The organism is Nitrosopumilus ureiphilus, from assembly GCF_013407185.1.
Lineage (GTDB): Archaea > Thermoproteota > Nitrososphaeria > Nitrososphaerales > Nitrosopumilaceae > Nitrosopumilus > Nitrosopumilus ureiphilus.
The window spans coordinates 1,180,301-1,206,140 of the sequence record NZ_CP026995.1; the positions used below are offsets into that span (position 1 = coordinate 1,180,301).

A 25,840-nucleotide genomic window follows, 5' to 3' on the forward strand; every position below is an offset into this window, starting at 1 on the left:
GAGAGATTATTATAATGACAGAATTACTTTCTGACAGAGAAAAACTTGTTTCAATGTATGGATTTACAAAATATTATTCAGATGAAAATACCCCATTTGATTTTCAAAAATATGTGAAAAAATTTGATGACGAGGTATTTTATGAGAGTTTTTCAGAAAAAGAGTTTGAAAAAATTCCTAAAGACACACCAGAGTTCTCAGAGACAGTTATTGAGGAAACAAAGCGAAAGCCAGAATCAGGAGATAAAAAATGATTTCAGACATTATTGCAAAACTACAACAAAAGACAGATCTGAATTATGATGAGATGAATTCAGTCATGACTGATATTCTTTCAGGAAAAACAGATGATGAACAAAATGCAGAATTTCTATCAAAGCTTGCAGAAAAAGGCGAAACAGATGATGAGCTATTAGGGATGCTTGATAAAATGCAAGAGTTTTCACTCAAAGTTGATACAAAAAACAAAGGAACCATAATTGACATGTGTGGTACTGGAGGAGACAAGCTTCAGACATTTAACGTATCAACTACGGCATCATTTGTAGTGGCAGCAGCCGGCGGAATTGTTGCAAAGCATGGAAATCGCTCAAGTTCAGGAATTTCAGGAAGTGCAGATATTTTTGAGTATTTTGGGTATGATTTGAGCCTAGAGCCTGCACAAATTTCAGAAATTTTGCTAAAACATAACATCTGCTTTATGTTTGCACAAAAATTCCATCCTGCAATGAAGCATGTATCAAATGCAAGAAAACAGTTAGGAAAAAGGACTGCATTTAATCTTCTAGGACCATTATCAAATCCTGCAGGGGTAAAAAATCAACTTGTGGGAGTTTTTTCCATAAAATATCTAGACAGACTACCTGCAATTTTAAAAAGAAAGGGAGCAGAAAATATCATGACAGTGCGTTCAGATGACGGAATGGATGAATTCTCTACTAGTGCAGTAAATCGTGTATGTATTTTAAGAAAGGATAAAGTGTTGATGAATGCAATTGATCCAGAAGTGGTAGGATTACATAAATCAAAACTAAAAGACATACAAATTCAAACAAAAGATGACGCGATAAAATCATTTGTAGGAGTTCTAAATAACACTGCAAATCAAGCAATGATTGAAACTACCGCACTTAACGCAGCCGGAGGATTAATTGTTGCAAACATTGCAAATAACTTTGAGGAAGGAGTAGAGATGGCACTAAAGACAATTAAAGATGGAAAGGCATTTTCATTATTAGAGAAATTTGTTGCAGATACTGGAGACATTTCAAAATTAAAAGAGATGGTATAATGGCAGAAAATATCCTAAGAAAACTAGTAAACAATTCTCAAATGGCAATAGATGATGGGGTGTACGAGGTTGATGCAGATTTACAAAAATCAAGCAAAGACTTTGTACAAATAATAAAGACAAATCCTCATGTAACATTGCTAACTGAAATTAAATTTGCATCACCTTCGCTTGGAAAAATCAGAACGACATCAGATCCTGTAAGCATTGCAAACCAGATGATTGCTGGAGGTGCTAAAGCGCTATCAATTCTAACTCAACCACATCTGTTTAACGGCTCGCCAGAATTTTTCATGAAGGTAAGACAGGCAGTTGATGCACCATTATTAATGAAAGATATCATGATTGATAAAATTCAGATTGATGCGGCAAAAAAGATAGGTGCAGACTATATGTTAGTAATTCAATCATTATTTGACCAAAAATTCCTCACAGGTATTGATGAATTCATCAGTTATGGCCATAAACAAGGACTTGAAATTCTCCTTGAAGTTCACACAAAAAAAGAATTTGAAAATGCCCTAAAGACAGAAGCTGACATTATTGGAATTAACAATAGAAATCTAGACACATTAAAAATCGATCTAAAAACCACAGAGAGAGTACTTAAAGGATATGAGAAATCAAGAGTAATTCTATCTGAGAGTGGAATTGAAACTTCAGATGACATCAATTATCTAAAAAAGTGTGGTGCTGATGCATTTCTGATTGGTTCAAGCATAATGAAAAGCGACAACATTCAAGAACAGGTAAAAAATTTGGTGAATGCATATTGAAATACCCTAAGAATGGCAGATTTGGAGAGTTTGGTGGAAAATACATTCCAGAAACACTCGTTCCTGCAATTGAGGAGTTAGAAGAGAACTATCTTAAATTCAAAAATGACAAAAATTTCAAAAAGGAATTAGACTATTATCTCAAAGTGTATGCAGGGCGTCCCACTCCATTATACTATGCAAAGAATCTATCAGAAAAACTTGGAGGATCTAAAATCTATCTAAAGCGAGAAGACCTGCTACATGGAGGAGCTCATAAAATCAACAATACATTAGGTCAAGCATTGCTGGCAAAAAAAATGAACAAAAAAAGAATCATTGCAGAAACTGGTGCAGGACAACATGGTGTTGCAACAGCAATGGCATGTGCAGTTTTGGGAATGAAAGCAGAAGTATACATGGGATACAAAGATACGATTAGACAAAAGCTTAACGTGTTTAGAATGAATTTACTAGGGGCAAAGGTTCATCCAGTGAAATCAGGATCAAAGACACTCAAAGATGCAATTAATGAAGCAATTCGTGATTGGATTACAAATGTAGAGACAACATACTATCTTCTTGGCTCAGCTGTTGGCCCACATCCTTATCCAGTAATGGTAAGAGATTTTCAAAGTGTAATTGGTAAGGAAATCAAAATGCAAATGAAAAAAATCAACAATAAAGCACCTGATAGTGTAATTGCATGTGTTGGAGGTGGCTCCAATGCAATAGGAACATTTTATCCACTTGTAGACACTAATGCTGAAATTATAGGAGTCGAGGCTGCAGGTCAAGGATTAAAATCGAAATTGCATTCAGCAACACTCTCTGCAGGATCCAAAGGAGTATTACATGGAATGATGACATATCTACTTCAAGATGAGGAAGGACAAATTACTGAAACCCATAGTATTTCAGCAGGACTTGATTATCCCGGTGTCGGTCCTGAGCACTCATATTATAAAGATACAAAGAGGATAAAATATCATTCAGCAACAGATGTTGAAGTAATTGATGCGTTTCTAATGCTTACAAGAACAGAAGGAATTATCCCAGCTCTTGAATCAGCTCATGCAATTGCTGAAGCAATCAAAGTAGCAAGGAAAGGAAAGAATTCAGAATCAATCGTAGTGACACTTTCTGGAAGAGGGGACAAAGACGTAGAAGAAGTACAAAATTATTTGAATAAAAATGTCGAAGATTAAAGAAAAATTTGCAGAATTAGAGAGGAAAAATCAAAAAGCCCTGATATCATATATCATGGCAGGATTTCCAAATGAAAAGGCCACAATTTCAACTGTAAGGGGGCTTGTTAAAGGAGGAACAGACATTATAGAATTAGGATTTCCATTTTCAGATCCTCTAGCTGACGGTCAGATAATTCAGAATGCAAGTACTGTATCACTAGAGAAAGGAACAAAGATTAACAAATTTTTCACCCTAGTTAAAAAAATCAGAAAAGAGACAGACATTCCATTGGTACTAATGACATATACGAATATTTTGTATCACAAAGGATATTCAAAATTTATCAAGGATGCAAAAAAAGCAGGAATAGACGGATTCATACTTCCAGACATGTCTATTGAAGAATCAAAAGAGTATATTGATGCAGCAAAAAACAATGCAGATACAATATTTTTAATTTCCCCAAATACTACAAAGAAAAGAATAGAAAAGATTTCAAAAATTTCAACAGGATTTTTGTATCTTGTTGCAGTTTTTGGTACTACTGGAATCAAAACAGGAATTAAAAATTATACACTAAAAGCAATCAAAGATGTCAAAAAACAAACAAAGGGAAAAATTCCCATAGGAGTTGGATTTGGCGTTTCAACCCCAGATGACGTAAAAAAATACATCAGTGCAGGAGCAGACGCAGTGATTGTTGGAAGCGCATATCTGAAATTGATTGAAAAAACGCCTCAAAACAAATTAGAAACAAAGATTGCATCATTTACAAAAAGGCTCAAAAAACATACAATTCTCAAACAATAACGGAACCGTCATAGATATGGTGGCCAAGTACTCAAACTGTACGGAGGGGGAACTCGATTTCAGTTATGACCACCAAACTAGATAGTCATCAATAATGTATATATCAAGAAAAATAAAAAATGCTCGTCTATAATTTCTAAAACTTGTTTAAAAAATTAATAATTTTTGTATGAATGTATAATTATCTAAGAAAAGAAAATTTCGAGCGAGCAACAAAGAGAGTTGAGAAAATCCCAATACTCAAAACAGTCATGGTCAAAAATCCAAATTCTGGAATTACGTATGATCCCATGACTTTGATTTCCTTTGAATGAGGTTTGATTGGAATAATTAATTTCGAACCAGTTGCAGTCTCTTCGATTTCAATATTTACCATTTCGCCGTCTACCCAAACAGTGTTAGGATTTTCAATTAATTTAGGAGGTAAAATCATCGTAATTTGTTCATTTTCAGTATCTTCAGGAATTGTAAAGGTCAAAGAACGTCCATTAGGATCAACATGAACTGTGTCTGCAAGATGAGTATCTAAGATGTATTTTACCTCAAAGCCCAGACCATCATCGCTGTATCCAGACGCAACACGGAAAATTGATTGAACACTTCCAGGATTTTTTATTACATGGACCACACCGTTCATCCAAAGATGAAGATTACAGTAATAATAAAAATCGCCTAGTTCGTTAAATTGCCTAGTGTAAGAATCACCTGCTGTGAAAAGGCCACTATCAAATAGACCGTTTTCTTCACCTGACTGGGAAACAGAGGTTATTGTATGAAATGCGGTATCAGCGTTTTTCCAGGTTACAGAATCACCAGGATAGATGGTGATTATACCCGTAGTTACTCCAGTTGTTTTTTCAGACCAAAAGAATGGGGCTCCGGGATCAGATGCGCCTGAAGGAATCTTGATTTCATAGTTAGTTTCTGCAAAAGCTAGAGTGTCAGAACTGAGAACAAATGCAACTATAATTGGTAAAGCAAAAACAGCAAGTCTCACAACGGGGATACTATAATCTATTATTTCAATCATTATGATGATCGTCAAAACATACAAAAACTAGATGTTCGTTTCATTAATGTGCAGACAAAGTTTATTTTTGTTACAGGTGGTGTGATGTCAGGCCTTGGAAAAGGCGTAACTACCTCATCGATTGCAAAATTATTACAACTAGCAGACCAAAAAGTATCATGCATCAAGATAGATCCGTATCTAAATTATGATGCAGGTACAATGAATCCAGTAGCCCACGGAGAAGTCTTTGTCACAGAAGACGGAGGAGAGTGCGACATGGATATTGGCAATTATGAAAGATTTCTAAATCAAAACATTCCAAAAAGTCACAATATTACAACTGCTCAGGTGTACTCTTCAGTAATTGAGGCAGAAAGGAAAGGAGAGTACCTAGGAGCATGTGTACAGATAATTCCACATGTGACTGATGAGATAAAAAATAGAATTAGAAAGATAGCCGAAGATGAAAAACTAGACTTTTTGATTGTAGAGTGTGGTGGAACAGTGGGAGATATTGAATCATTGCCATTTTTAGAGGCACTCAGACAGTTAAGAGTTGAAGAAGGCCCTCAGGGCGTAATCTTTGTTCATGTAACATTGGCACCATCACTGGATGTAGTCGGAGAGCAAAAAACAAAGCCTACTCAGCACAGCGTACAAGAACTTAGAAGAATTGGTATTCAGCCAGACTTTTTAGCAGTTAGGTGCACATTACCCCTAGAAGAAAAAACGAAAAAGAAAATTGCAATGTTTACCAATGTCACACCAAATGATGTCTTATCATGTCATGATGCAAATTCAATCTTTGAAGTCCCACAGATGCTTTATGATCAAGGAATAATGGATTCGATATTTACAAAATTTGGTAAGGTTGGAATGGTTAATGCGTCAGCCAATTGGGACAAGTGGAATGAAATTGCACAAAACATGGTAAATCATGAAGACCAAAAGGTGAAGATTGCCATGGTTGGAAAATATGTGACACTTGCAGATAGTTACGTGAGCGTAAATCATGCATTAAAACATGCAGGTGCAAAAATAGGAAAATCAATAGACATAGACTGGATAGACTCTGAATCAATTTCAGATTACAATATACTATCAAAGTATGATGGAATTTTAGTTCCTGGAGGGTTTGGCACCAGAGGATCTGAGGGAATAATTAATACTGCAAACTTTGCACGTGAAAAAAATATACCATATCTTGGGATATGTTTTGGATTTCAGTTGGCAGCAATTGCGTTTGGGCGAAACGTATTGAATTTAGAAGATGTAAATTCTACTGAAATTAAAGCAGATGCAAAAAATCCAATTGTAGATTTACTTCCAGAACAAAAAGATATTTCAGATATGGGTGGCTCTCTTAGGTTAGGAGCAAATGAAGTAAAAATTAAAGAAAATACAAATGCGTATAAAATTTACAACACAAATTCTATAAATAAACGACATAGACATAGATATGAAATTAACAAAAAATACATTCCAGAATTTGAAAAAAATGGAATGGTATTTTCAGCTGATAGTGATGGAGGAAAAAGAATGGAAATGCTAGAAATTCCATCTCATAAATTCTATCTAGGAGTTCAATTCCATCCAGAGTTCAACAGCAGACCTGGATATCCAGAAGAAGCTTTTGCAGCATTTGTAAAAGCAGCGTCTAAAAAATAGAATATTTAGGACAGGACAGAATTCCAAGATTGTGAATTTGGATCTTTACCAAGTAGAGAGTGAAATCATGAAAAAGTGCAAGGAATGCGGCAATGATTACGAGGTGTGAATTAAAGATTTTTGTTTTGATAACTTTTAAAAAAATATTTAAAAAAGAACCAACGAAGCAACAGAAAACGACGCATCACATACAAAAAAATCTCCAGAGATGAATCTTAGTTAATCATTCAATTTTTGATATTTCATAAATTTTCTGTCTTGCATCCCTGATTGAAACTTTCTTTTTGACATATCCTTTTTTCAAGAGGTGGCTTAATGCCAATCTAACAGTTCTATCTGGGAGCAAGGTCTTGTTTGCTAGATCCTTTTGTGTTAAGGCACCTTCATATTCTAATGTCTTTAAAAGTAATTTTGAGCTTGGTGGCATGCTCAGTAATTCTTCAGCCAAATGAACTTTTTTTGCCAGTGCAGAAATTGCAGTAGAATCTTTTTTGAGACGAATGATTTTAGCTGGGGGAAAGAATTGAGTACACTCTACAGTTTTGTCTACTTTGAACCTATCTAGACCATCAAGAATAGCTTCGCAATGTAATCTTGCAGAGACATCGTCTATTTCAATCAGACTTTCATTAGACACAATAATTGGTCTTCGTGTTACATCAAGTGAATTTACAGAAATTATTTCAAATACTGCAGAATCTTGGAATAAAACAGGTCCTCCAGCAGACATTGAATATGCAGAAGAGCCAATTGGGGTAGAAACAATGATTCCATCACTATTGTCGTGCCATACTTCCTCACCGTTTACTCTCAATGAATGCTCCATCAGCATAGCACTCTTTGATGAAAACACAGCTACGTCATTTAAAACAGGATAGACATTTTTGCCATCAATTTTTACACCAAGCCGAGGAACTTCTTCAACAGTATAATTTTGTTTTTTTAAAATGCCAACAAACGAGGAGAATTCTCTAAGTTCAATCTGTGCTAAAAATCCGCTTGCTTCACCTTCACTAATACCTAAGACAGGAGAAGTCGAATCAAAAGTTCTATGAAAATAATTTCTGACCCCCTTATCTCCACCCAATACAATAACACAATCAGCTGGTTTGCCTTTTGATTTTGTTATTGAAAATGATTTGATGCCATTTTCATCCAAAATTTTTTTGATTGTCTTTGCTGCATTTTCTGCAGTTCCAGAACCATAGATACCTATTTGCACAGAAGAAACAATCAATTCAGTAGAATAAAAGAATATTCAACAGATTATGCGTGGAATTTCACATTTTTGGAATTAATTAAAACAGAAATCAATGAGTTTATCGTCCACCTCTGGTGCAACCGCATTTAACATAAACTACCCGGTATTCCCCATCAGATTTTACATTATGAGACATGGGTTTTCGACAATGCTGACACTCTACAAATCCATGATATTCCTCAACCTTAATCATCTTGTATTGCCAGGATTTTGTTTGTTCATCCCAATATACTGAATTAATTTCTGATGGGCCCTCCATGCTTTGAATTTAATGATTTTTCAATATTTGTCTTTGTTGGTTTTCAATTATTTGTAGAACCACATTCAAGTAACAAGATATTTTTCTAATCAATAGGCTTAAGTTTAAAAATTTACAGAGCAAATTTGTGGATATTTCTTCAAAAAAATTACCAATAATTTTGATTGTGATACTTTTAGGTATTCTTGTATTACAATTTGCCAGTAATGATTCAGATAGAAAATTCATAGATGCTGAAACATGTGAAATTTGGGTTGACGATACTTTTACTAAAAAACCAAGATACCTAAATGAGTTTGATCCTAAATGCTTAGATTTTAAGAATTTGAATCCATGAAAATTTTGAAATAAATTCAAGTCCAATACATGGAATTTTTTGGAGAGATAAGAATTACAAATCTCGGAATTTAATTAAATTGTAAAAATATGATGCGTTATTTTGAACTATGCCTTTTGAGGGTATTTTCTGCAAACCAACATTTTTTGAATCAAGGGCAGCCTGAGCAGCACCTCCAGCAAAGGATAGAGCCCACAAAAAATCTTTTTCCTTTAGCATAGTACATGCAAATGTAGCACAAAAAATATCACCTATCCCAGTTGTATCGTGAAGATTTTTGTTTGGAAGAGTGATAGAGTAAATTTTATCTTTTACCAAAAGAGAGACATCAGTTTTATTAGTTAACAGTACATGTTCAACTCCTTTTTTTTGTAATGCCAACATCATTTCATCATGAGTGCCATTAACAAGACACTTTCCCTCTTCAGGATTAATCTTGATTGCATTAACATCAGACAAATCAAGATCAGTCTCTTTTAAAAAAATATTATTTTGGGCATCTTTTTGTCTCAAAAATCCCTGAGGATCAACGAAGAGAAAATTTGAATCATTTTTAATTTTTTTAAAAACATCATCAGGTATTTCATGGAATATTGGACTAACTAGATGTCCATCAGCATCTACTCTAGAATAAGATATAGGATCACAGTCATTTTCAACTTTAAGCGTTCTATCAGGACCATTAATAGTAATTGCAAATTTAGTAGTGTTTTTTTCTGATTCTGAATTTACAAAATTTATTTTATTTTCTATGAGATATTGTTTTGGGAAATCAGAGCCAAATTTTGTAAACAAATCAACATCGAATTTGAATTGTCTTGCAGTTATCCCACAATAACAAGCAGAGCCTCCAATTTGTTCATAATTTGAACCATCAATAGTAATTGTATCAATTGCACAGTGTGCAAATACGGCTAATTTCATTTTTTTGATTTTAGAGATTAGAGATTTAGTTTTTTGCATTCTTTTTATCAAAGCAATCTTTGCATAGAATCGCACCCTTTTCTACCACTAATTCAACGCCTGACCTAAAGCAATTATGACAAAGCCCATGCATTACTATCATTTGAAATTACTCGATCTAGAATTAAAACATGGATCCATTTTGTTAAAAATTAAGCGTAATTTTGAGAATTTGTGATTGGAAAAATTACAAATAGTTTCTCAAGTGAAAATAATTCCTAATTCATTCTTTTTGAAATTTTTATCCCTGTTCTGGCATTAAATCTAGTATGAATTTTGTATTAATGCCAATCAAAATGATCAATCGTAGATTATTGCCACTCAAGGCAATAGGGAAAATAGGTTCAAAATGAACAGTTTTTGAAGAATTGATTTTCCAAGATCTCTAATTAACAAAGGTTCCTATAAGCAGGCATTATTTTTGTCCACAAGAATATAAGTAGGCAAAATTATTTATTTTCATGCCACTTAAGCGTGCAAGTAGAGGACGTACTAAAGGAGGAAAAGGATCATCAGGTACAGTACAATGTACAAACTGTGGTCAAACAGTTCCAAAAGACAAAGCAAAAAAGGTCACATCCAGATTAAATTTGGTTGAACATACATTGGCAAAAGAACTACGTGCACAAGGAGCATACATTGCATCCCCAACAGTTTTGAAATGGTACTGTATTTCATGTGCAATTCACTTTAAAATTCTCAAAATTAGATCAGAAGACAGTAGAAGAAAACGTGGAAAACTTCGTTAGAGTTATTCTTTAAGCTCAAACTTTCGACACTAAAGTAATCAAAATACAATCTATGCTTCATCTGGATCATTAGATATCTTTTCAAAAGTCATTTCCGTTCCTTGACATAATTCACATCTCTCCATTATGCCAAATTCATTCTTGAACTTACCTTTCCCATCACATCTAAAACAAGGCATGAATTTTCAACAGGAATTATGAAACTTAAGTATATTGGAGTTTAGGATTCTTTTATTCTTGAATGTTTTTTGCAGTAACAATCATTCTTTGAATCAGAGTTACTCCTGCAATTATTACGACAATTACAACTGCAATATCCATAAAATCAATAATACCAATTATTGCAATTACCAATAGTCTTTCTGCTCTTTCGCCAATTCCAATTCCTTGAAGTTTGATGTTTATTGTATCAGATTTTGCTCTAGCATAACTTACCAATAATGATAGAGTAATTGCAAGTAATACAAGATATGGTTCTGCATAACCACCAATTAAAATTCCCAAGAATATTGCAACTTCGGCAATTTTATCAAACATTGAATCAAGATAGGATCCTTTTTTGGACGTTTGTCCAGTAACTCTTGCAACCTGACCATCAACCATATCAAAGAATCCTGAAACAAGTAACAACACTCCTCCAATAATCAATCCAAATTCAATTCCAAGACCATAGACTATAGCTGAAATCAGTGCAAATGCTAGACCAACAACTGTCCAAAAATTAGGAGATAGTCCTGTAGAAGCAAACCCTTTTCCAATTTTTTCAAGTACGGGTCGAAGTGTTTCTCGGAGATTATTTAACACGTGATAATCCCAACGGCACTATCTAATAAAGGCAATACCGACAAAAATGAGGAAACACAGAGTCAAATTTAATGAATTTCATGAAAGTGAGTTTTATTGATTGGGAGAAAGATTCATGGCAATTAAAGTGGAAATTATTTTTGCTGCCAGTGATGCAGTGGAGCCATTATCATGATATGGATTCAATTCCACAATATCGGCCCCAATTACCTTCGTTTCTTGGAATGGGTAAATCATGTCAAACAGTTCCCTAGATGTAATTCCTACGGCCTCAGGATTACCAACACCTGGGGCAAATGCAGGATCTAAGACATCAAGATCAAAGCTAGAATAAATGGAATCAAAAGTAGACACGTATTCTTTGACTAATCGAGGTCCTTTTCCATCTCTAATTTCCCTATCAGAAATTGTTTTGATGTTATTTTCTTTAAGAAATTCTAGTTCTTCTTTTACAAATGCTCTAGCGCCAACATGCAAAATATTTTCAGAACCTCTCTCCTCAACAATTCGTCTAAGGTACGATGCATGACTCAGTTTGATATCTGCAAATTCATCTCGCAAATCATAATGAGCATCAAATACAATGTAACCTGTTTCTTTTGGAAAACTAGTGTATGTACCATAAGTTATTGAGTGCTCACCGCCCAAAATGAAAAGTTGGCGTTGTTTTGCAACAAGTTCAGTTGTAATTTTCTTTACCATGTCAATCATTTCAGATGCAACAACAGTATGACGAGTATTTCCAAGATCCTCAATATTTACAGTTTCTAAATTAACTTGAAGATCAGGATGGAAAATCTCAATGTTGTTAAAAGAATCACGAATTGAATCAGGCCCAAATCTGCAACCTGGTTTGTAAGAATGGGTTGAATCAAATGGAACTCCAAAGACTGTAGCTACTGGTTCTGTGTCATCATCAGAAGATGTGATGAGAGGATTCCTATTCATGTATAAATCAAAAAAGCTCATCTTTTACACCATTAGTTGTGGTCTCTTTGAGAGGTATTTTGGCAAATTCAAACCTGTGAAAGGTTTTCCCTTTGTTTGCTCATTTATTTCATTGAGGAAATCATCAAAGAAAATCTCACGAACATCGCCAGTCTGTCTATCACGAATGCTGAGATTTTGAGAATTTGCTTCTTTTTCACCAATTACCAAAATGTATCTAATCCATTCTTTTTCTGCTTCACGAATTCTTTTACCAATACTTTCATTTCTGTCATCAATATCTACACGAATATTATTTACAGATATTTTATCACTTAGTGTTTTACAAAACTCGTTAAATTCAGCATTTAGCGGAATAATTCTCACTTGTGTTGGTGCCAGCCATAACGGGAATTGTGGTTTTCTTCCTTCTTTGGAGTCTTTTGCGGCCTTTTCAAGTAGAGCATAAATTATCCTCTCAATGGCTCCGCTTGGGGAATTGTGCAAGATTATTGGATGCTGTGGAGTATTGTTTTCATCAATGAATTCAATTCCGTATCTTTCACCATTTTCCACATCAATCTGGTCAGTAGAGAGAGCAGAAGCTTTTCCCAGGCCATCAATAAAGTTAAACTCCCATTTTAGAACAAAGTAAAAGAATTTTTCAGTCCACATTTCAACTAATACTGGCTTTCCATGTTTCTTTACTAATTCCTCAATTGCAGTTTTATTTTCATTGTAAAAATCTTCAGTGAATCTAATTGCCATGTCATATTCAGTCCCGTCAATTCCAAGCTCAGTGAGAACGCTTTGAGACAAATCAAATCTTACCTTAATCTCGTCAACTGCTTGTTCCATGTCTTTACAGAATGCATGGCAATCAGGCATTGTGAATGCTCTAAGACGTCTAAGACCAACTAGTTCTCCTGACTGTTCTCGTCTAAAGCTATATCTTGTGAGCTCATATAGTTTGTAGGGCAGATTCTTGTAAGACATTTGGTATTGATTAGCCATTAAAAATTGTCCAAAACAAGCTGCAAATCTTAAAAATAATTTTTTGCCTTCTGAATCAATGTTGTATTGCCTTGCAGGAAATCGATTAAAGTAACTAACCATACTTGGATGTTCAGAATCATACATGATTGGTGTTTCAACTTCGTATCCGCCATATTCTTTTACTCTATCAGTGACATAGCGTTCAATCAGAGATTTTATCAATCTACCATTAGGATAAAATCGCATGTTTCCAGAATCAGATGCGGGTTCATAATCTGCAATTCCCATTTTTTTCATTAATGCAACATGTGGAGGAGGCTCATCTACACGTCGCTGTTTTGCTGATTCATATTTTGCTAAAGATTCTAGTTTTTTATAATTTGAAAAATCAAAATCCCCAATGTTAGACATTTTTCCATCAGGGGACATTATCTTCCAAATGGATCTAATTTTTGATTCTCCCTTTAATGCATCTGAAGTGAGCTCTTCAGTTTGTGAACTAGAAGAATCTTTTGTTACGACTTTGGAGCTTTCAGCTAATGGATGTCCCTTTACTTGGAGTTTGTAGGACTTTGTCCATCCAAATGGGGAATGAGAAACCTCAAGATCAGATGCACTAGATTCCATCTCTTTGAGTAACGAAATGGCAACTGATGGTTTTGCAAGATTGGAACTTAGATGAGCATATGGATATAGTAATAATTTTTTGCAGCCGATTTTTTCCATCGAATTTTTAATTTGGGAAATGGCATCTTGGACAACAGAAGAATCATCACCATCTTCTATTGCAACAAATACAACTACTAGTTCTTCTAGTCTTTGAGTTTCTGTATTTTCAATTTCTTCAGCAGATTTGATCTCCTTTTTTGTCGGGGTGTACTCTATACTATCACAATGAAGTTGCAATATTCGCATAAGTAAGAATTCTATAGTTTGAGTTTAAAATTCTTGGGGTGTGGCTCACGGGGATTCACCTACTAAGGGAGGACAAAAATGGACGCAGATGAATATAGAAGTAGAATCTAAATGATTTTTCAATCATCTTCCCAACTATTTTCCAAATATTGTGGAGCTGTATGATCAATCTCTTGTGATTCAATCAGGAGGGATGAATTTGCGACAACGTGTACATTCGTACATATCCTTGAATCCTGCCATCTGGACTTTTGCATCATGAGAACAAGTATCATGAATCACCTTGCAGGTACAATCAACTCACGGAAATACAAACAGATACACACTTTTTGGCATCACATCTGGATGTAATAATTTTAAAAAATCACATTTGATACAAAACAGAATTATAATATTACCGTTATATCTTAACCATTTTGCAGAATATGAGCAATAGTTCCTATCGTGTGGAGGTGATACAGTATTATGATGAAGTCTTGGCACAATCAGCTAGAAACTATGCATTTACTTCTGATAAGAAATGGGAGAAAATATACAGAGAAACAGAGCCAATATCTGACAGGTTACTAAAAGATGCAATAAAAAAAGAGGGTGCTGCAAACAAGGACTTTTTTTCTAAGATGTATGCGACAAACCAGAAACTGGTCAAAATGGAGCATGCTGTAATTGATTTTGTAAATGACTCTAAACCCAAGTATGCAATCGATCTTTTGGACAGCGAAAAATATATTCAACAAAGAAAGATTCTGACAGGCGGTCTTGAAGAATTTGTCAAACACTGCAAAAAAGAATCAGACTCTCCAATTGTATCAAGACCAGTAAAAGAGATAATTGAATTAGAACGACGTCTTGCCATATTGGAGAAACAACTCAAAGAAGAAAAATTCATCGCCATTGGTCACCTTGCATCAAGAATGGCTCATGACCTGAGAAATCCTCTGTCCATCATTAGTATGAGTCTTGAAAATCTAAAAGAGATGTATGAGGTAGATGACATAAAACAAAAATTATTTGATAAGATTGAACGTTCAATCGATAGAATCACTCATCAGGTTGATGAAGTTTTAGATTTTGTAAGAGAGCGACCTCTCACATTAGATAAAACTAAGATGACTGAGATAATAAGTGAATCTCTAGACACTCTAAACATACCAAAAAACATAAAATTAATACTTCCAAAAAACGATGTTGAATTAATCTGTGATAAAAAACAACTTGTAATAGCTCTGGATAATCTAATTTTGAATTCAATTCAAGCCATTGAAGGCAAAGGAATGGTGTCATTAAGCATTAATGAAAAAAACGATTCAATAATTATCGAAATAGAGGATTCAGGTTCTGGAATTCCTAAAGATAAGGTTGATGACATTTTTGAGCCTCTCTTTACAACAAAACAGCAGGGAACCGGTCTTGGGTTGGCCAGTGTCAAGTCAATTATTGAGGCACATAGAGGCAGTATTTCAGTAACTTCACCCCCAACAATTTTTATGATTGAATTGCCAAAAAATCAGATAATTTCATCAAAATAGTAAAGACATCTGAACGGATCGTTCAAAATTTATCATAATAACATCCTTAGAGAGATTATACAAGAATTCACTGAGTAAATTACTAGAAATTTTTGGCGAACCTTTTTTCATAATCATTATAGAGATTACGTAAGATTCTGGGAATTACTAATGTTCTATTTTTAAATTTTGATACAATCTTTTTTTACATCAGCAATCAGGAGAACATTAGTTATATCATGATTTTCCAACAAAATCATTTTTTAAATTTTAAATTGTAAAATGTTGTAATTTGTAGTTGGATTATGAATAATTTTGCATATGTTATTTGTTGTAAACTTTATGTTTTGATTTTAATTCTTTAAGTAATAATTTTATTTTCCATGAATTCTCTACGCGATTAAGGTAAGAGATTATTTTTCATCCATTACTCCATCATATTGAAGTTTAATCAATCTACTTAATTTAAAATTATCATCAATGAATCCACAAAACTTTCAGTCCACATCATCTGCCATTTTTCCTATGTGTGATTGTTTTATCTGATACCCATATGATTTAGGACGCTATGATTTTATGAAGTGTATGTCAAGAAAATGACATCTAGTTACATATTATGAAATTTTAGCATTGATCAAATACAAATGCCTGGCTATGTATGATTGTGGATCACAATGATGAACTTTTAGAAGATATCTCCGAATATCTTAAACTCAAGGAATTTAATGTCGTAGGATCTTGTCATAAGGGTTGGAGGCAGTTCAACTGTATGAAGGATAAGGGCCAATTCTCTTGATATGTTCTAGTTCCATAAATTCCCTAATAGTTTGGTATAGAAAATCCCTCAAAACTAGATTTAGCCTAGATGGAAAAGTGAGATACTGACTGGAAATTATGATGAAATCATTAAACAGAAAATTAAACCATTCAATGTAATCAAAGTATTAGAAAAACCCTCATCTTAGATAACTAGAACAAATTTTGAAATCCATTAACAATATTGCAAAACCTTCCTATGATACTTTGTAATCCGTATTATGATTACGCAAAAATGTTCTAATTATATTGAAAATAGAATCAGGGATTAAATATGTCTAGACTTGCCTCAATTGCTTTTGAAATAATATTAGTTACTAGCTGAAAAATTCTATCACCAAATTTTTCAGATACCCTAGTTATGTTATCTCCAAAAATTTGATTTTCGACAGTATCAAAAATACCAAACAATACATCATCTGCTAAATCTTCTGAATCTGTATGAACATCCATTCCATTTACGGATGTTTCAATGACTTTTTCTAATTCATTAGGTATTGTATCCGAAAAGATTGCTCCGGCATTATCTGTTGTAGGATTTCTTATAGCATCTTGGAAAAATTCTTTTTGATGATCAGCATTTGCATTTGATATCAGTAATGTAATCAACATAATATTGACTACCATTATTGGAATTATTTTTTCTGCACTGGATTTATTCAACTAATAGTTATACTGTAAATTGTCTAAATGGTATTGTTTGTTTAAAATGAACATCTGGTAAAAAAATTTAGAATCAAGATAATAACACTAAACTAGAGAACATATAGAAACTCTTTTTCAAAGAAACGTCTCAATAGTATGTTTGGAGACATTCTCATCAGGATTGCAGTATTACTTTTGCCATCGTGTCAAGTCTGTCCAAGAGGCCTTCTTCAAACTGCTGCTTCGCCATATGCTAATTCACCTCTCCTATGACAAGAATTGCCTGATGTTTGCAGTCGATGGCTTTGTCTTGATAAAGGTAATTTCTTTCTTCTGTTATATTTGATTAAAAAATATGTGGAATCTGATAGTGTTATCTGATAGACACAATTCAATTTGAACCCATGACCTTTGTGACTAAGATCAAGGAGTCTTTTTTCCAGTTGTGATTATTTCAAACACATAGAAAATAATTTTAGTTTTTGAAAACCGCCAACATCTTATCCAATTTAGGCGCAAAATTTTGGCATAATTTGTTTATTAAGAGATAGTAAATACATGAATCTTTTTTTACAACAACTGGAAATGTTGTGTTTTTTTTTTGAACATACTTTATTTCTTATATTTTGGCTTTATTCTAAAATTATGGTATTGACTATTTACATGGCAAACAAAATGAGACAAACAAATCAGGGTAATAAACAAAGGACTAGAGAAAATTCTGCAAGCAATCATCCTTGAGTATTGGTTTAATTTTTAGTAAACATATTGCTCACTTTGCAGCATTAAAAGTTTCAATAATTTCATAATCATGAGAAAGGCTCAGCGGAAATCCCATTTGCAACTAAAAAAACCATGACACCACTTTACAAAATACTCATTACAGATGACAAAGGTGTTTCTCTAAAGTGATGCTTTGAAAAAAGATATTGTGTTTGAAGAGAAATTCAAACGGAGAGATTTTTTGAACAGGGGTTTTCCCTTTAGTACTTGAAGAAAAATATGTTATTGTTTTCAATTAAATTCCAGTTCTCAAGTTTTCTTAATTGTTTGTTTAGAGGTGTATTTGAAAGAATTGTTTTTTGAATCAAAATCCTCTTTTGGGTAAGAGTGTTTTTTCAATAAAGATAAAATTATTCTGTCAGTTTTATTTTCAAGTAAAGATAACAAAAGATTTGTTTTTACCATTAACATTCTTCTAGTTTGATTTTTGTCAATTTTTGTAACAGTTATCAAATAGGATGTTTGAAATAGACAAAATTGTATTGGCTATTTTTGTGATTGAATAATTAGTGCATGCCAACCTGTGGAAAATCCTTCATAGCCAACAGATTGGGCATGTCCTGACAACATTTTTGAATCCGATACGGTAATTGTTTGAAAGTTTTTCTTTTCTTTTAGTAAAGGCATTACATTTTCTTGAGAGATGCTGTCGCCATGTTTGTTATTTTCAGCTAATTTACTACCATTAGAATCTAATATGAATAGACTGCTAGAATCAATTTCTGTTCCATTAAGAGGAGTCTCGTTGAATATGCCTCTAACAAATTGCTCCCATTTGAATACAATTCCAAGAATACCTATTGCATCCCGTGAAATATCACCGTTTCTATGTACTTTACATGAGAATACCAAACTTGTTGATTTGCCATTTTCTTTATTTTCTTGAATTATGTCAAATCCATAATCCTCACCATTGCGAGTTTTCAATGCATTTTGAAACCATAAGGTACTTTCCATATTAGTTTCTCCAATGTTGTCTGATGAGTGACCATTTGCCAAAACATTTCCATTCATATCACAAACGATTAGATCTTCATATACTGTATAATACTGAAGAATGGTCCTAAGTCGGGCTGAAAGAAAATCCTTATTCTCTTGTGTTTTCAGACTCAGAGCCTTCATTATGCTATTTTCAGTTGCCCACCAACGGACATCAGCTGTCCTTTCATACAGTACTCTATCTATCAAATCTATATTAGTAAAAGAAAGATTGGCCAACCTATCCCCTTTAATTTGTCTGGAATTTGATGAGATGAGAGAGTTTAACTCTTTGATTTTTTTCTGTATGTTTGAATCCATATCTGTCGTAATTTTTGCAGTCATTCTGGATAAATCTCCCATAAATCCTGATATCACCCCAAACCCTCTTCCTGCATCACCTACACGAGCGGCCTCTATTGCCGCATTAAGGGATAATACCTGTGTTTCATCATTAATTTTGTTAATTTCCTCAATTGCCTTTTGTGTTTCCTCGGATAATTTTGAAATAAATTCTATGACTGAATCTAATGATTCATCATTATCATTTGATAAATTTTGATTGTGACAACCAACGTCAATATCTTGAATGATTAATGAATGCCAGTCTTTAGATTTGTATCCTTCAAATCCTGTGGATAATGCATGACAAATCAACTGAGTTTTTTCATTTTTATCTACTACAGAAAATCCTTTTTCTTTTTGGAATAATTCGTTTTTACCATGAAAATTTATACTATTCTGAAGAATTTTTTCTTTTGTATCTGCTAAAACATTTCCTGATTCATCACATAGTAACACTCTGCTTTTTGATTTTTCTTCATCAGACAAAGGAGTTTCATTAACAATTCTCTGGGCAAGATCTCTCCATTTGAACACTGCACCTAAAACTCCAATAACTTTTTTTTCAGGATCACCGTCTTCATGAATCTTGCAAGAGTAGACAATAGTATAATCATCATTTATTCTAGGCGAATGATGGACTGTTTGGAATCCGTATTCGGCCCCATTGACAGTATCCATGGCTTTTCTAAACCATGTCTTATCTGAGAAGTTTCTTCCTGAAAGGCCAAATTTTCCTGCACCAGATGCCTTGCAATTACCTTCAACATCACATAATATCAGATCATAATAAACAGTGTATGATTTTAGAATAATACCTAGCCTGCTTTCTGCATTCTGGAATCCGTCAACACTGTTCTCAACAAGAGATTTTACCAAAATATCGTCAGTTGCCCACCAACGGATATCAGCTGATCTTTCAAACAAATTTCTGTCAATAAGCCTAATGTTTGTCAAGGCAAGATTTGCAAGTCGATTTCCTTGTATGCTGATTGATTTATTCTCAATTACTGCCGATAATGCCTCTATTTCTTGAAGTGTTTCTTTTTTCATTTTATCGACTGCATTGTCTGTTTTAGTGCCTAATTCCTCAATGGAGTTTGATACGATTAAAAAATTCCTTCCAACATCACCTGTACGATTTGCCTCGATTTTTGCAGTAGTGGAAAGCATGTGTGTTCTCCTGTTAATTACTTTAGTTGATTTTAAGGCATCATTAATCTCGTTACCAATAGATGATATGTGGTCTACAACTTGTTTGAAAAAATCTTTTTTCTTTTCAGTACCATCTTCAGATTTGGAAATTTGAGACACGAGATAAAAATTATATAATTGCATTAAATTACTTGTTTGTTCAATTTTAACAAAACAATAATATCATATCTTTTGTTCTAGTATTATGATAATTTTTTTATCCCAAAATTTTTCACATATAATTCTGTTTAGTAAAATTGAACATACAAATGTATTTTATCAAAAAATGATTTTTGTAAATTGAGTATGATTCAGTTTGAACAAAAATATAATCTAAGAAAAGAGTGGGAATATGATTTTTTTTAAAACACAACCCAAAGAATTGAGTAAATCCGAAATGCATCAGATCTGTTATTTTTGTCAAAAAGATATGGATCTAGGGTTAAGACAGAGCACTCTTTTTAGAGGCCACTGGGTACACATATGGTGCTGGAAAAAACTCATTTGACCTATTTTTTTATGAGATGCGAGCGGGAAAACCCGGTACCCTTTAGGGTTGGGATGAGAGCGAGCCATGATTAACAACAATTCCAACATCGTCTTTAAACAATATGTGATGTGAAAATGGCCTGTATTGCAACGAAACTACAAGTTCAGACTATATCCAAGTGATTCTCAAGAATACAAACTGAACAACAACCTTAATGTCTGCAAGTGGGTATACAACAAATTTGTAGAACAAGCTAAAAATAATTTTCTCACCAGAAACGACATGAACTATATTTTGACAGAACTAAAGCAATCAGAATCATGGCTGTACAACTATCACAGCAAGATGCTTCAAATGGTATCGACACAACTCGAATCAGCAGAAAAATCGCTAATTGAACTATCAAAGAAAGGTAACAAGACAGGACAATTGAGATTTGCAAGATACGGAGAATATAGGACTTTCACATACAACCAGTCAGGATTCAAAATAGAAACTAATGGAGACAAGACATTGCTATATCTCTCAAAGATTGGACATATAGAAATTAGAAAACACAGGGAAATTCCAGATGATGCAAACATAAAACAAGTTATAGTTACAAAGACACCATCAGGGAAATGGTTTGTGTGTGCGACTGTCGATATTTCAGAACCGCTGATCAGCATCATCCCAAAAATCTCATTTTCAAAGCCAGTTGGAATCGATGTCGGCATAAAATCATTTGCATACGATTCAGACGGATATCAAACACCAAATCCACTAAACCTCAAAAAGATGCTAAAGCCGCTTGCCAGAATTCAGAGAAAAGTATCAAGACGAAAAAAAGGCAGTAACAACAGACTAAAAGCAATACTGCACATGCAAAAGATACACGAAAAAATAGCAAACAGAAGAAAAGACTTTCAGCACAAGCTTTCAACACAGTATGCAAAAAACAATGATGTCGTATTTGTGGAAAAACTTGAGAATTCCAAACATGGTAAAAAACCACAAATTGGCAAAAAGTATAATGGATTCAAGCTGGGGGACATTTTTGCAAAAACTGGAATACAAGTGCAAGATGCTAGTTGAGGTACCTTCAAGAAACACTACAATAGACTGCTCAAGATGCGGAAACAAGGTTTCAAAAAGTTTGGCAGTTAGAATACACCGATGTGACAAATGCAATTTGGCAATGGACAGAGATTACAATGCAAGCATCAACATCTTGCAAAAAGGATTGAACATATTCAATCACAATACACTACCGCAGGAACTGCGGGAATTAACGCCTGTGAAGATCTCAAAGAGGTCGATGAAGCAGGAAGTAGCAGTCATTACTGCCTTCTCAAAAGAGAAGCCCAAACCCTTTAGGGTTGGGTAGTTCACAATTGTGTAATTGAAGCTAGATGAGATCTTTATTATTTGGAAACATTTGACTCATAGTCACACTTAGTATTATGAGAGATTTATGACTGCTTAATTGATTTTAACATTGCTAATGATTGCTTGACCAAAAAAGGTTTTTCAATTACTTTGAGTATATCATATGTCCCGATTTCTTGTATAATGAATTCGTCACGTTTCCCGTTAAAATAATAATTTTAGCATGGTAGAAACATTGCGAAAAGACATGGTAGAAACAAGATGGAGGCATGATTTCTGTAACATCGCCACCTTCAATTTTTACAATAACGTTGTCAAAACAATATGTTCTTGCAAACGTTTATCTTTTTTCAGACTTGTTTACTCGGGTTATTATGAGATAAATATTTGTCTGTTTTTTTAAGCTGACTGATTTTCAGAAGATGATTTTTTTGATCATCTAATTGTACGTTTTGATCACACTGTTGGTTATATCAAAAAAAAGTATTATTTTTTTATGAATATATTTAGTAGAAAATCTCAAAATCTAAGCACAATATGTAAAATATGTAAAATGGAATTTTTAGAATCTGAAAGGACTTTAAGACACATGTTAAAGGCGCACTCAAAACCACAAAAAGCAAAGAAATAGAAAAATCAAGAATGATTTCAAAACATGGCCCTATTTAAAAAAAATTATCATGGGGCATCACCATTTATTGAATTTTTAATTGTCTCTTTATCCCTAATTGCCATTTTAATTCCACTTAGAATCATATCCAAAATAATTTTTGAAGAAGAACTTTTAGGTTCTCTAGGGTTGATTTCCATCGTACTAGGAATGATGTTATTCTTGTCAAAAAAAGAAAAACTTGGAAGATTCGGAAAAATGTTCATCAGGCAAATTATCAAAAATCATAAAGGGAAGAGAAAATGGTTCATGTATATTCAAACTGCATTGTTTCTATCAATAGGAATTTTAACAGTATTTAGCATACATATGGGAAATAATGAATATTACATTTTAAAAGAACAGATAATCACAGAATTTCACAGGCAGGGCATTACAGAGTCGAGTTTAAATTACGAAGGTATCAAACAGATTTCTTCCCAAATCCCCCTCAAACAACAAGTAGAAGTTGTTATTGCATTGCCTCTCCTGATAATACAAAACTTTGAAATTTTTTCAGCGATATTGGCCATTACTGATAATTTGATGGGAGGGTGGGTGATGTATTTTTGGCAAGTAGTATTGATTGAAATAATTGAGGTTTCAGTATTTTTGAGCATAACCAGAAAAATTTTTTTAAAGTCATGAAATATTTAGAAAATTAAAAAATTACTCGATTAATAACGATGAAATCATAATAATTAATCAATTATTTTGAATTCCTAGCAACTAAATATTCATTCCATGTAGTAGTCTTGACATTTATTGCTTTATCTAAGAGATTTTTTGTCTGTAAAATCTTTTCTGCATCACCAGAATTTTTAACAATTTTCCAAGTATCTTTAATTATTTTCCAAGAAGTAAATGCTTCCCTATAATTTTTAAAAGCGAGTTCGATTTTATTTTTTCTTTCAATTTTTTGTGTGTTTATTTCTTTAGACGTGGCTTCAGATTGTTTCCTTGCTTCTTTATTGTTATTTGAATTATGTGTTGCATCAATTGAAGATGTGGTAGGAGTTAAAATCAAAAAAAATCCAAGAACAACAGCCATGATCAAAAATTTGGTTTCCACAATATGCTAATTCAAACCTAAGGTATAACAAACAGTTTGTTTATTTTATTTAAACATCTTTTACAATCATAAATTTCTTACAATACAGGATTTTTGTATAAATTAAACATACAGGTAATTTTTAGCAGGTTCTTTTTTAATTATATATGTCCACAATCAATTGCAACAATTGCAATCACGTGTTTTCTTCAGAATCAAATTATTATTCTCATTACTTAACTGTGCATAAAAGTAATTCGACATCTATCAAAAAAATTTTAATTTTAGGAGGAGGGTTTGGAGGAATAACAGTATTACGTGAAATTGAAAAAAATTTCAAAAAGAGCAAAGTTGAAATTACAATAGTTTCTGATGAAAATTATTTTTTGTTCACTCCAATGCTGCCTCAAGTGATTTCAGGGTTATTGCATCCTAGCAACATATCTACACCTATACGATATTTTTGCAAAAAAGCAAAATTTTTACAAGCTATTATAGAGTCAATTGATTTGGATCAGCAACTAGTTACCATTCAAAGATCATTTGATAATAAAATGCGTGCATTAGAATACGATTATTTGGTATTAGCATTAGGAGGAAACACCAATTATTTTAAAAATCATAATTTGGAAAAACACTCCTTTTCTATGAAAAGCATTGAAGATGCAATTGCAGTCAAAAATCACATCATCTTAATGCTAGAACATGCTGCACAGACAGGAAATTATGAATTGCAGAAAATGTTATTGACGTTTGTTGTAGTCGGAGGAGGATTTGCAGGAGTTGAAACGATTAGTGAGATTAATCATTTTGTCAGACATTCAATTTCAAAATTCTATCCAAGTATTAATCCAAAAAATATTAACATAGTTTTGATTTCATCAAAAGAACGAATTCTACCTGAAATTAATGAAGAATTGTCAAAAAAGGCGTGGGAATCCATGGAAAAAGCAGGGATAAACATATTGAAAAATACTAGAGCAGATGATGCAGGCGAGGAATTTGTTATGCTAAATAATGGAGAAAAATTGCCTTGTGCTACATTGATTTGGACTGGAGGAATCACTATGAATAATGTCGTTTCGGAATTAAAATGTGAGCACGGAGAGAGCGGTAGAATTGTAGTTGATGAAATATTGAGAATGAAAAACCGAGAAAATGTCTTTGTTTTGGGAGATTGTGCATTGATAAAGGATTCAAATTTAGATAGTTTCTATCCATCAACTGCACAACATGCAATCAGAGAAGGAAAACTGATAGTAGAAAATCTGAAAGCATTATTTAAAAATGAAAAAAAATTGAAAAAATTCTCTTTTCACAGTATTGGAGTAATGGCCATAATTGGAAACAGAACGGGGATAGCTACCATTAGAGGCTACAGCATTATCGGAATTACTGCGTGGCTAATTTGGAGGGCATATTACTTGGCAAAAATTCCCACGTTAGGAAAAAAATTAAAAATATCTGTGGATTGGGCAACAGACTTTCTTTTAACACGAGACATAACATTGATTGGTACCATTAAAAAGAAAAAGATTCATTTCATACATATCACAGATAATGTTCCATCTATAAAACAACAGTTATCGTCAAATTTGGGATGATTACCTAAACATTACACAGACATAACTTTCAGTTGAAATAACATAAAACGAGTAGTCTTTTAAACAGACTTTAAATATTTTTTCGAAAAATTTTTTTAAAAATTCGGTTCCAATAAATCCTTGAGAATGCTCAATTCTAATGAGAGCCCTCCCAGTTTTTTGCAGGTATTCAAATGTTCCAAAATCAGAATCCTGAAAAAACTTTTGAATTGATGACATAACCTTTGTAACAGTCCCTGGAGTTGATAATGAGGGATCATTACAACTCACATAAGAAACGACATTGTTAATTGCATTTTGAACAGTGTTATGTAGGATTTTTTCAATAGAGCCAAGTACTGGTTTTTTAGGATCATGTATAGGTGCGCTATTAACTGAGTTTTCAAATTCATGGAATAGACGGTCTTTTAACAGTTCATCAACTGTTGATTCGGCTGAATTTTTTACTAATTTCTCATACAAACAAATCATTTT

The 25,840-nt window shown here is 33.2% G+C and carries 25 protein-coding genes; 13 read left to right on the top strand and 12 right to left on the bottom strand.

Annotation, left to right across the window (positions count from 1 at the left end):
- Positions 1 to 14 precede the first annotated feature (14 nt).
- Genes C5F50_RS07100 through trpA form a run of 5 tightly spaced genes read left to right on the top strand, consistent with a single transcriptional unit; the run spans position 15 to position 4,047 of the window.
- Positions 15 to 254 carry a hypothetical protein gene (locus tag C5F50_RS07100; protein ID WP_179370695.1) on the top strand — a complete coding sequence of 80 codons (240 nt, stop codon included), beginning with the start codon at positions 15 to 17 and terminating at the stop codon, positions 252 to 254.
- Positions 251 to 1,291 carry an anthranilate phosphoribosyltransferase gene (trpD, locus tag C5F50_RS07105; protein ID WP_179370696.1) on the top strand — a complete coding sequence of 347 codons (1,041 nt, stop codon included), beginning with the start codon at positions 251 to 253 and terminating at the stop codon, positions 1,289 to 1,291. Before C5F50_RS07100 ends, trpD begins: the two co-directional genes overlap by 4 nt.
- Positions 1,291 to 2,067: an indole-3-glycerol phosphate synthase TrpC gene (locus C5F50_RS07110; RefSeq protein WP_179370697.1), complete on the top strand. Its 777-nt coding sequence runs from the start codon at positions 1,291 to 1,293 to the stop codon at positions 2,065 to 2,067. Before trpD ends, C5F50_RS07110 begins: the two co-directional genes overlap by 1 nt.
- Positions 2,064 to 3,254, top strand: coding sequence for a tryptophan synthase subunit beta (gene trpB / locus C5F50_RS07115; protein ID WP_179370698.1), 1,191 nt, complete (start codon positions 2,064 to 2,066; stop codon positions 3,252 to 3,254). Before C5F50_RS07110 ends, trpB begins: the two co-directional genes overlap by 4 nt.
- On the top strand, positions 3,241 to 4,047 hold the full coding sequence (trpA, locus tag C5F50_RS07120) for a tryptophan synthase subunit alpha (RefSeq protein ID WP_179370699.1): 807 nt from the start codon (positions 3,241 to 3,243) through the stop codon (positions 4,045 to 4,047). The genes trpB and trpA overlap by 14 nt, the downstream gene beginning before the upstream one ends.
- A 181-nt stretch (positions 4,048 to 4,228) precedes the next feature.
- Here trpA and C5F50_RS07125 read toward each other — a convergent pair whose 3' ends face one another.
- Positions 4,229 to 5,077, bottom strand: coding sequence for a plastocyanin/azurin family copper-binding protein (locus C5F50_RS07125; RefSeq protein WP_246281984.1), 849 nt, complete (start codon positions 5,075 to 5,077; stop codon positions 4,229 to 4,231).
- 48 nt (positions 5,078 to 5,125) lie between these two features.
- Here C5F50_RS07125 and pyrG point away from each other — a divergent pair, with 48 nt between their 5' ends.
- The gene (gene pyrG / locus C5F50_RS07130; protein WP_179370700.1) at positions 5,126 to 6,727 is read left to right on the top strand and encodes a glutamine hydrolyzing CTP synthase; all 1,602 of its coding nucleotides are present in this window, start codon (positions 5,126 to 5,128) and stop codon (positions 6,725 to 6,727) included.
- A gap of 223 nt (positions 6,728 to 6,950) precedes the next feature.
- Here pyrG and C5F50_RS07135 read toward each other — a convergent pair whose 3' ends face one another.
- Positions 6,951 to 7,949 (bottom strand): NAD(+)/NADH kinase, encoded by a 999-nt coding sequence (locus C5F50_RS07135; protein WP_179370701.1) that lies wholly within the window; start codon positions 7,947 to 7,949, stop codon positions 6,951 to 6,953.
- Between the two features lie 97 nt (positions 7,950 to 8,046).
- On the bottom strand, positions 8,047 to 8,247 hold the full coding sequence (locus tag C5F50_RS07140) for a hypothetical protein (RefSeq protein WP_179370702.1): 201 nt from the start codon (positions 8,245 to 8,247) through the stop codon (positions 8,047 to 8,049).
- A 127-nt stretch (positions 8,248 to 8,374) separates the two neighbouring features.
- Here C5F50_RS07140 and C5F50_RS07145 point away from each other — a divergent pair, with 127 nt between their 5' ends.
- On the top strand, positions 8,375 to 8,584 hold the full coding sequence (locus tag C5F50_RS07145) for a hypothetical protein (RefSeq protein ID WP_179370703.1): 210 nt from the start codon (positions 8,375 to 8,377) through the stop codon (positions 8,582 to 8,584).
- A 54-nt stretch (positions 8,585 to 8,638) separates the two neighbouring features.
- Here C5F50_RS07145 and C5F50_RS07150 read toward each other — a convergent pair whose 3' ends face one another.
- Positions 8,639 to 9,508, bottom strand: a complete 870-nt coding sequence (locus tag C5F50_RS07150) for a PfkB family carbohydrate kinase (RefSeq protein ID WP_179370704.1) — start codon at positions 9,506 to 9,508, stop codon at positions 8,639 to 8,641.
- A 500-nt stretch (positions 9,509 to 10,008) separates the two neighbouring features.
- Between C5F50_RS07150 and C5F50_RS07155 the strand changes: the two genes are divergently transcribed.
- Entirely contained in the window at positions 10,009 to 10,296 is a 288-nt protein-coding gene (locus C5F50_RS07155; protein ID WP_109877128.1) for a 30S ribosomal protein S26e, read from the top strand.
- A gap of 50 nt (positions 10,297 to 10,346) precedes the next feature.
- On the opposite strand, the gene C5F50_RS13245 is transcribed toward C5F50_RS07155, so the two are convergent.
- The 4 genes from C5F50_RS13245 to C5F50_RS07170 all read right to left on the bottom strand — a co-directional run bounded on the left by C5F50_RS13245 (position 10,347) and on the right by C5F50_RS07170 (position 13,938).
- The gene (locus C5F50_RS13245; RefSeq protein ID WP_280924439.1) at positions 10,347 to 10,475 is read right to left on the bottom strand and encodes a hypothetical protein; all 129 of its coding nucleotides are present in this window, start codon (positions 10,473 to 10,475) and stop codon (positions 10,347 to 10,349) included.
- 52 nt (positions 10,476 to 10,527) lie between these two features.
- On the bottom strand, positions 10,528 to 11,100 hold the full coding sequence (locus C5F50_RS07160; RefSeq protein WP_179370705.1) for a CDP-alcohol phosphatidyltransferase family protein: 573 nt from the start codon (positions 11,098 to 11,100) through the stop codon (positions 10,528 to 10,530).
- A gap of 93 nt (positions 11,101 to 11,193) precedes the next feature.
- Positions 11,194 to 12,069, bottom strand: coding sequence for an agmatinase (gene speB / locus C5F50_RS07165; protein WP_179370706.1), 876 nt, complete (start codon positions 12,067 to 12,069; stop codon positions 11,194 to 11,196).
- 3 nt (positions 12,070 to 12,072) lie between these two features.
- Positions 12,073 to 13,938, bottom strand: coding sequence for a threonine--tRNA ligase (locus C5F50_RS07170; protein ID WP_179370707.1), 1,866 nt, complete (start codon positions 13,936 to 13,938; stop codon positions 12,073 to 12,075).
- Between the two features lie 425 nt (positions 13,939 to 14,363).
- Here C5F50_RS07170 and C5F50_RS07175 point away from each other — a divergent pair, with 425 nt between their 5' ends.
- Positions 14,364 to 15,467, top strand: coding sequence for a sensor histidine kinase (locus C5F50_RS07175; protein ID WP_179370708.1), 1,104 nt, complete (start codon positions 14,364 to 14,366; stop codon positions 15,465 to 15,467).
- Between the two features lie 1,056 nt (positions 15,468 to 16,523).
- Here the strand turns inward: C5F50_RS07175 and C5F50_RS07180 are convergent.
- Positions 16,524 to 16,925: a hypothetical protein gene (locus C5F50_RS07180; RefSeq protein WP_179370709.1), complete on the bottom strand. Its 402-nt coding sequence runs from the start codon at positions 16,923 to 16,925 to the stop codon at positions 16,524 to 16,526.
- Between the two features lie 1,251 nt (positions 16,926 to 18,176).
- Entirely contained in the window at positions 18,177 to 20,324 is a 2,148-nt protein-coding gene (locus C5F50_RS07185; RefSeq protein ID WP_179370710.1) for a methyl-accepting chemotaxis protein, read from the bottom strand.
- A 514-nt stretch (positions 20,325 to 20,838) separates the two neighbouring features.
- Between C5F50_RS07185 and C5F50_RS07190 the strand changes: the two genes are divergently transcribed.
- From C5F50_RS07190 to C5F50_RS07195, 3 genes are all read left to right on the top strand, one after another.
- The gene (locus C5F50_RS07190; RefSeq protein ID WP_246281985.1) at positions 20,839 to 21,768 is read left to right on the top strand and encodes an RNA-guided endonuclease InsQ/TnpB family protein; all 930 of its coding nucleotides are present in this window, start codon (positions 20,839 to 20,841) and stop codon (positions 21,766 to 21,768) included.
- Positions 21,731 to 22,060 (top strand): transposase, encoded by a 330-nt coding sequence (locus C5F50_RS13060; protein WP_246281986.1) that lies wholly within the window; start codon positions 21,731 to 21,733, stop codon positions 22,058 to 22,060. The genes C5F50_RS07190 and C5F50_RS13060 overlap by 38 nt, the downstream gene beginning before the upstream one ends.
- 657 nt (positions 22,061 to 22,717) lie before the next feature.
- A complete protein-coding gene (locus tag C5F50_RS07195; protein WP_179370711.1) occupies positions 22,718 to 23,359 on the top strand; it encodes a hypothetical protein in 642 nt (213 codons plus the stop codon).
- Between the two features lie 61 nt (positions 23,360 to 23,420).
- On the opposite strand, the gene C5F50_RS07200 is transcribed toward C5F50_RS07195, so the two are convergent.
- Positions 23,421 to 23,762, bottom strand: a complete 342-nt coding sequence (locus C5F50_RS07200) for a KH domain-containing protein (RefSeq protein WP_179370712.1) — start codon at positions 23,760 to 23,762, stop codon at positions 23,421 to 23,423.
- A gap of 242 nt (positions 23,763 to 24,004) precedes the next feature.
- On the opposite strand from C5F50_RS07200, the gene C5F50_RS07205 reads away from it, so the two are divergent.
- Positions 24,005 to 25,366, top strand: a complete 1,362-nt coding sequence (locus tag C5F50_RS07205) for an NAD(P)/FAD-dependent oxidoreductase (protein WP_246281987.1) — start codon at positions 24,005 to 24,007, stop codon at positions 25,364 to 25,366.
- On the opposite strand, the gene C5F50_RS07210 is transcribed toward C5F50_RS07205, so the two are convergent.
- A complete protein-coding gene (locus tag C5F50_RS07210; protein WP_179370714.1) occupies positions 25,367 to 25,828 on the bottom strand; it encodes a hypothetical protein in 462 nt (153 codons plus the stop codon).
- Positions 25,829 to 25,840 lie beyond the last annotated feature (12 nt).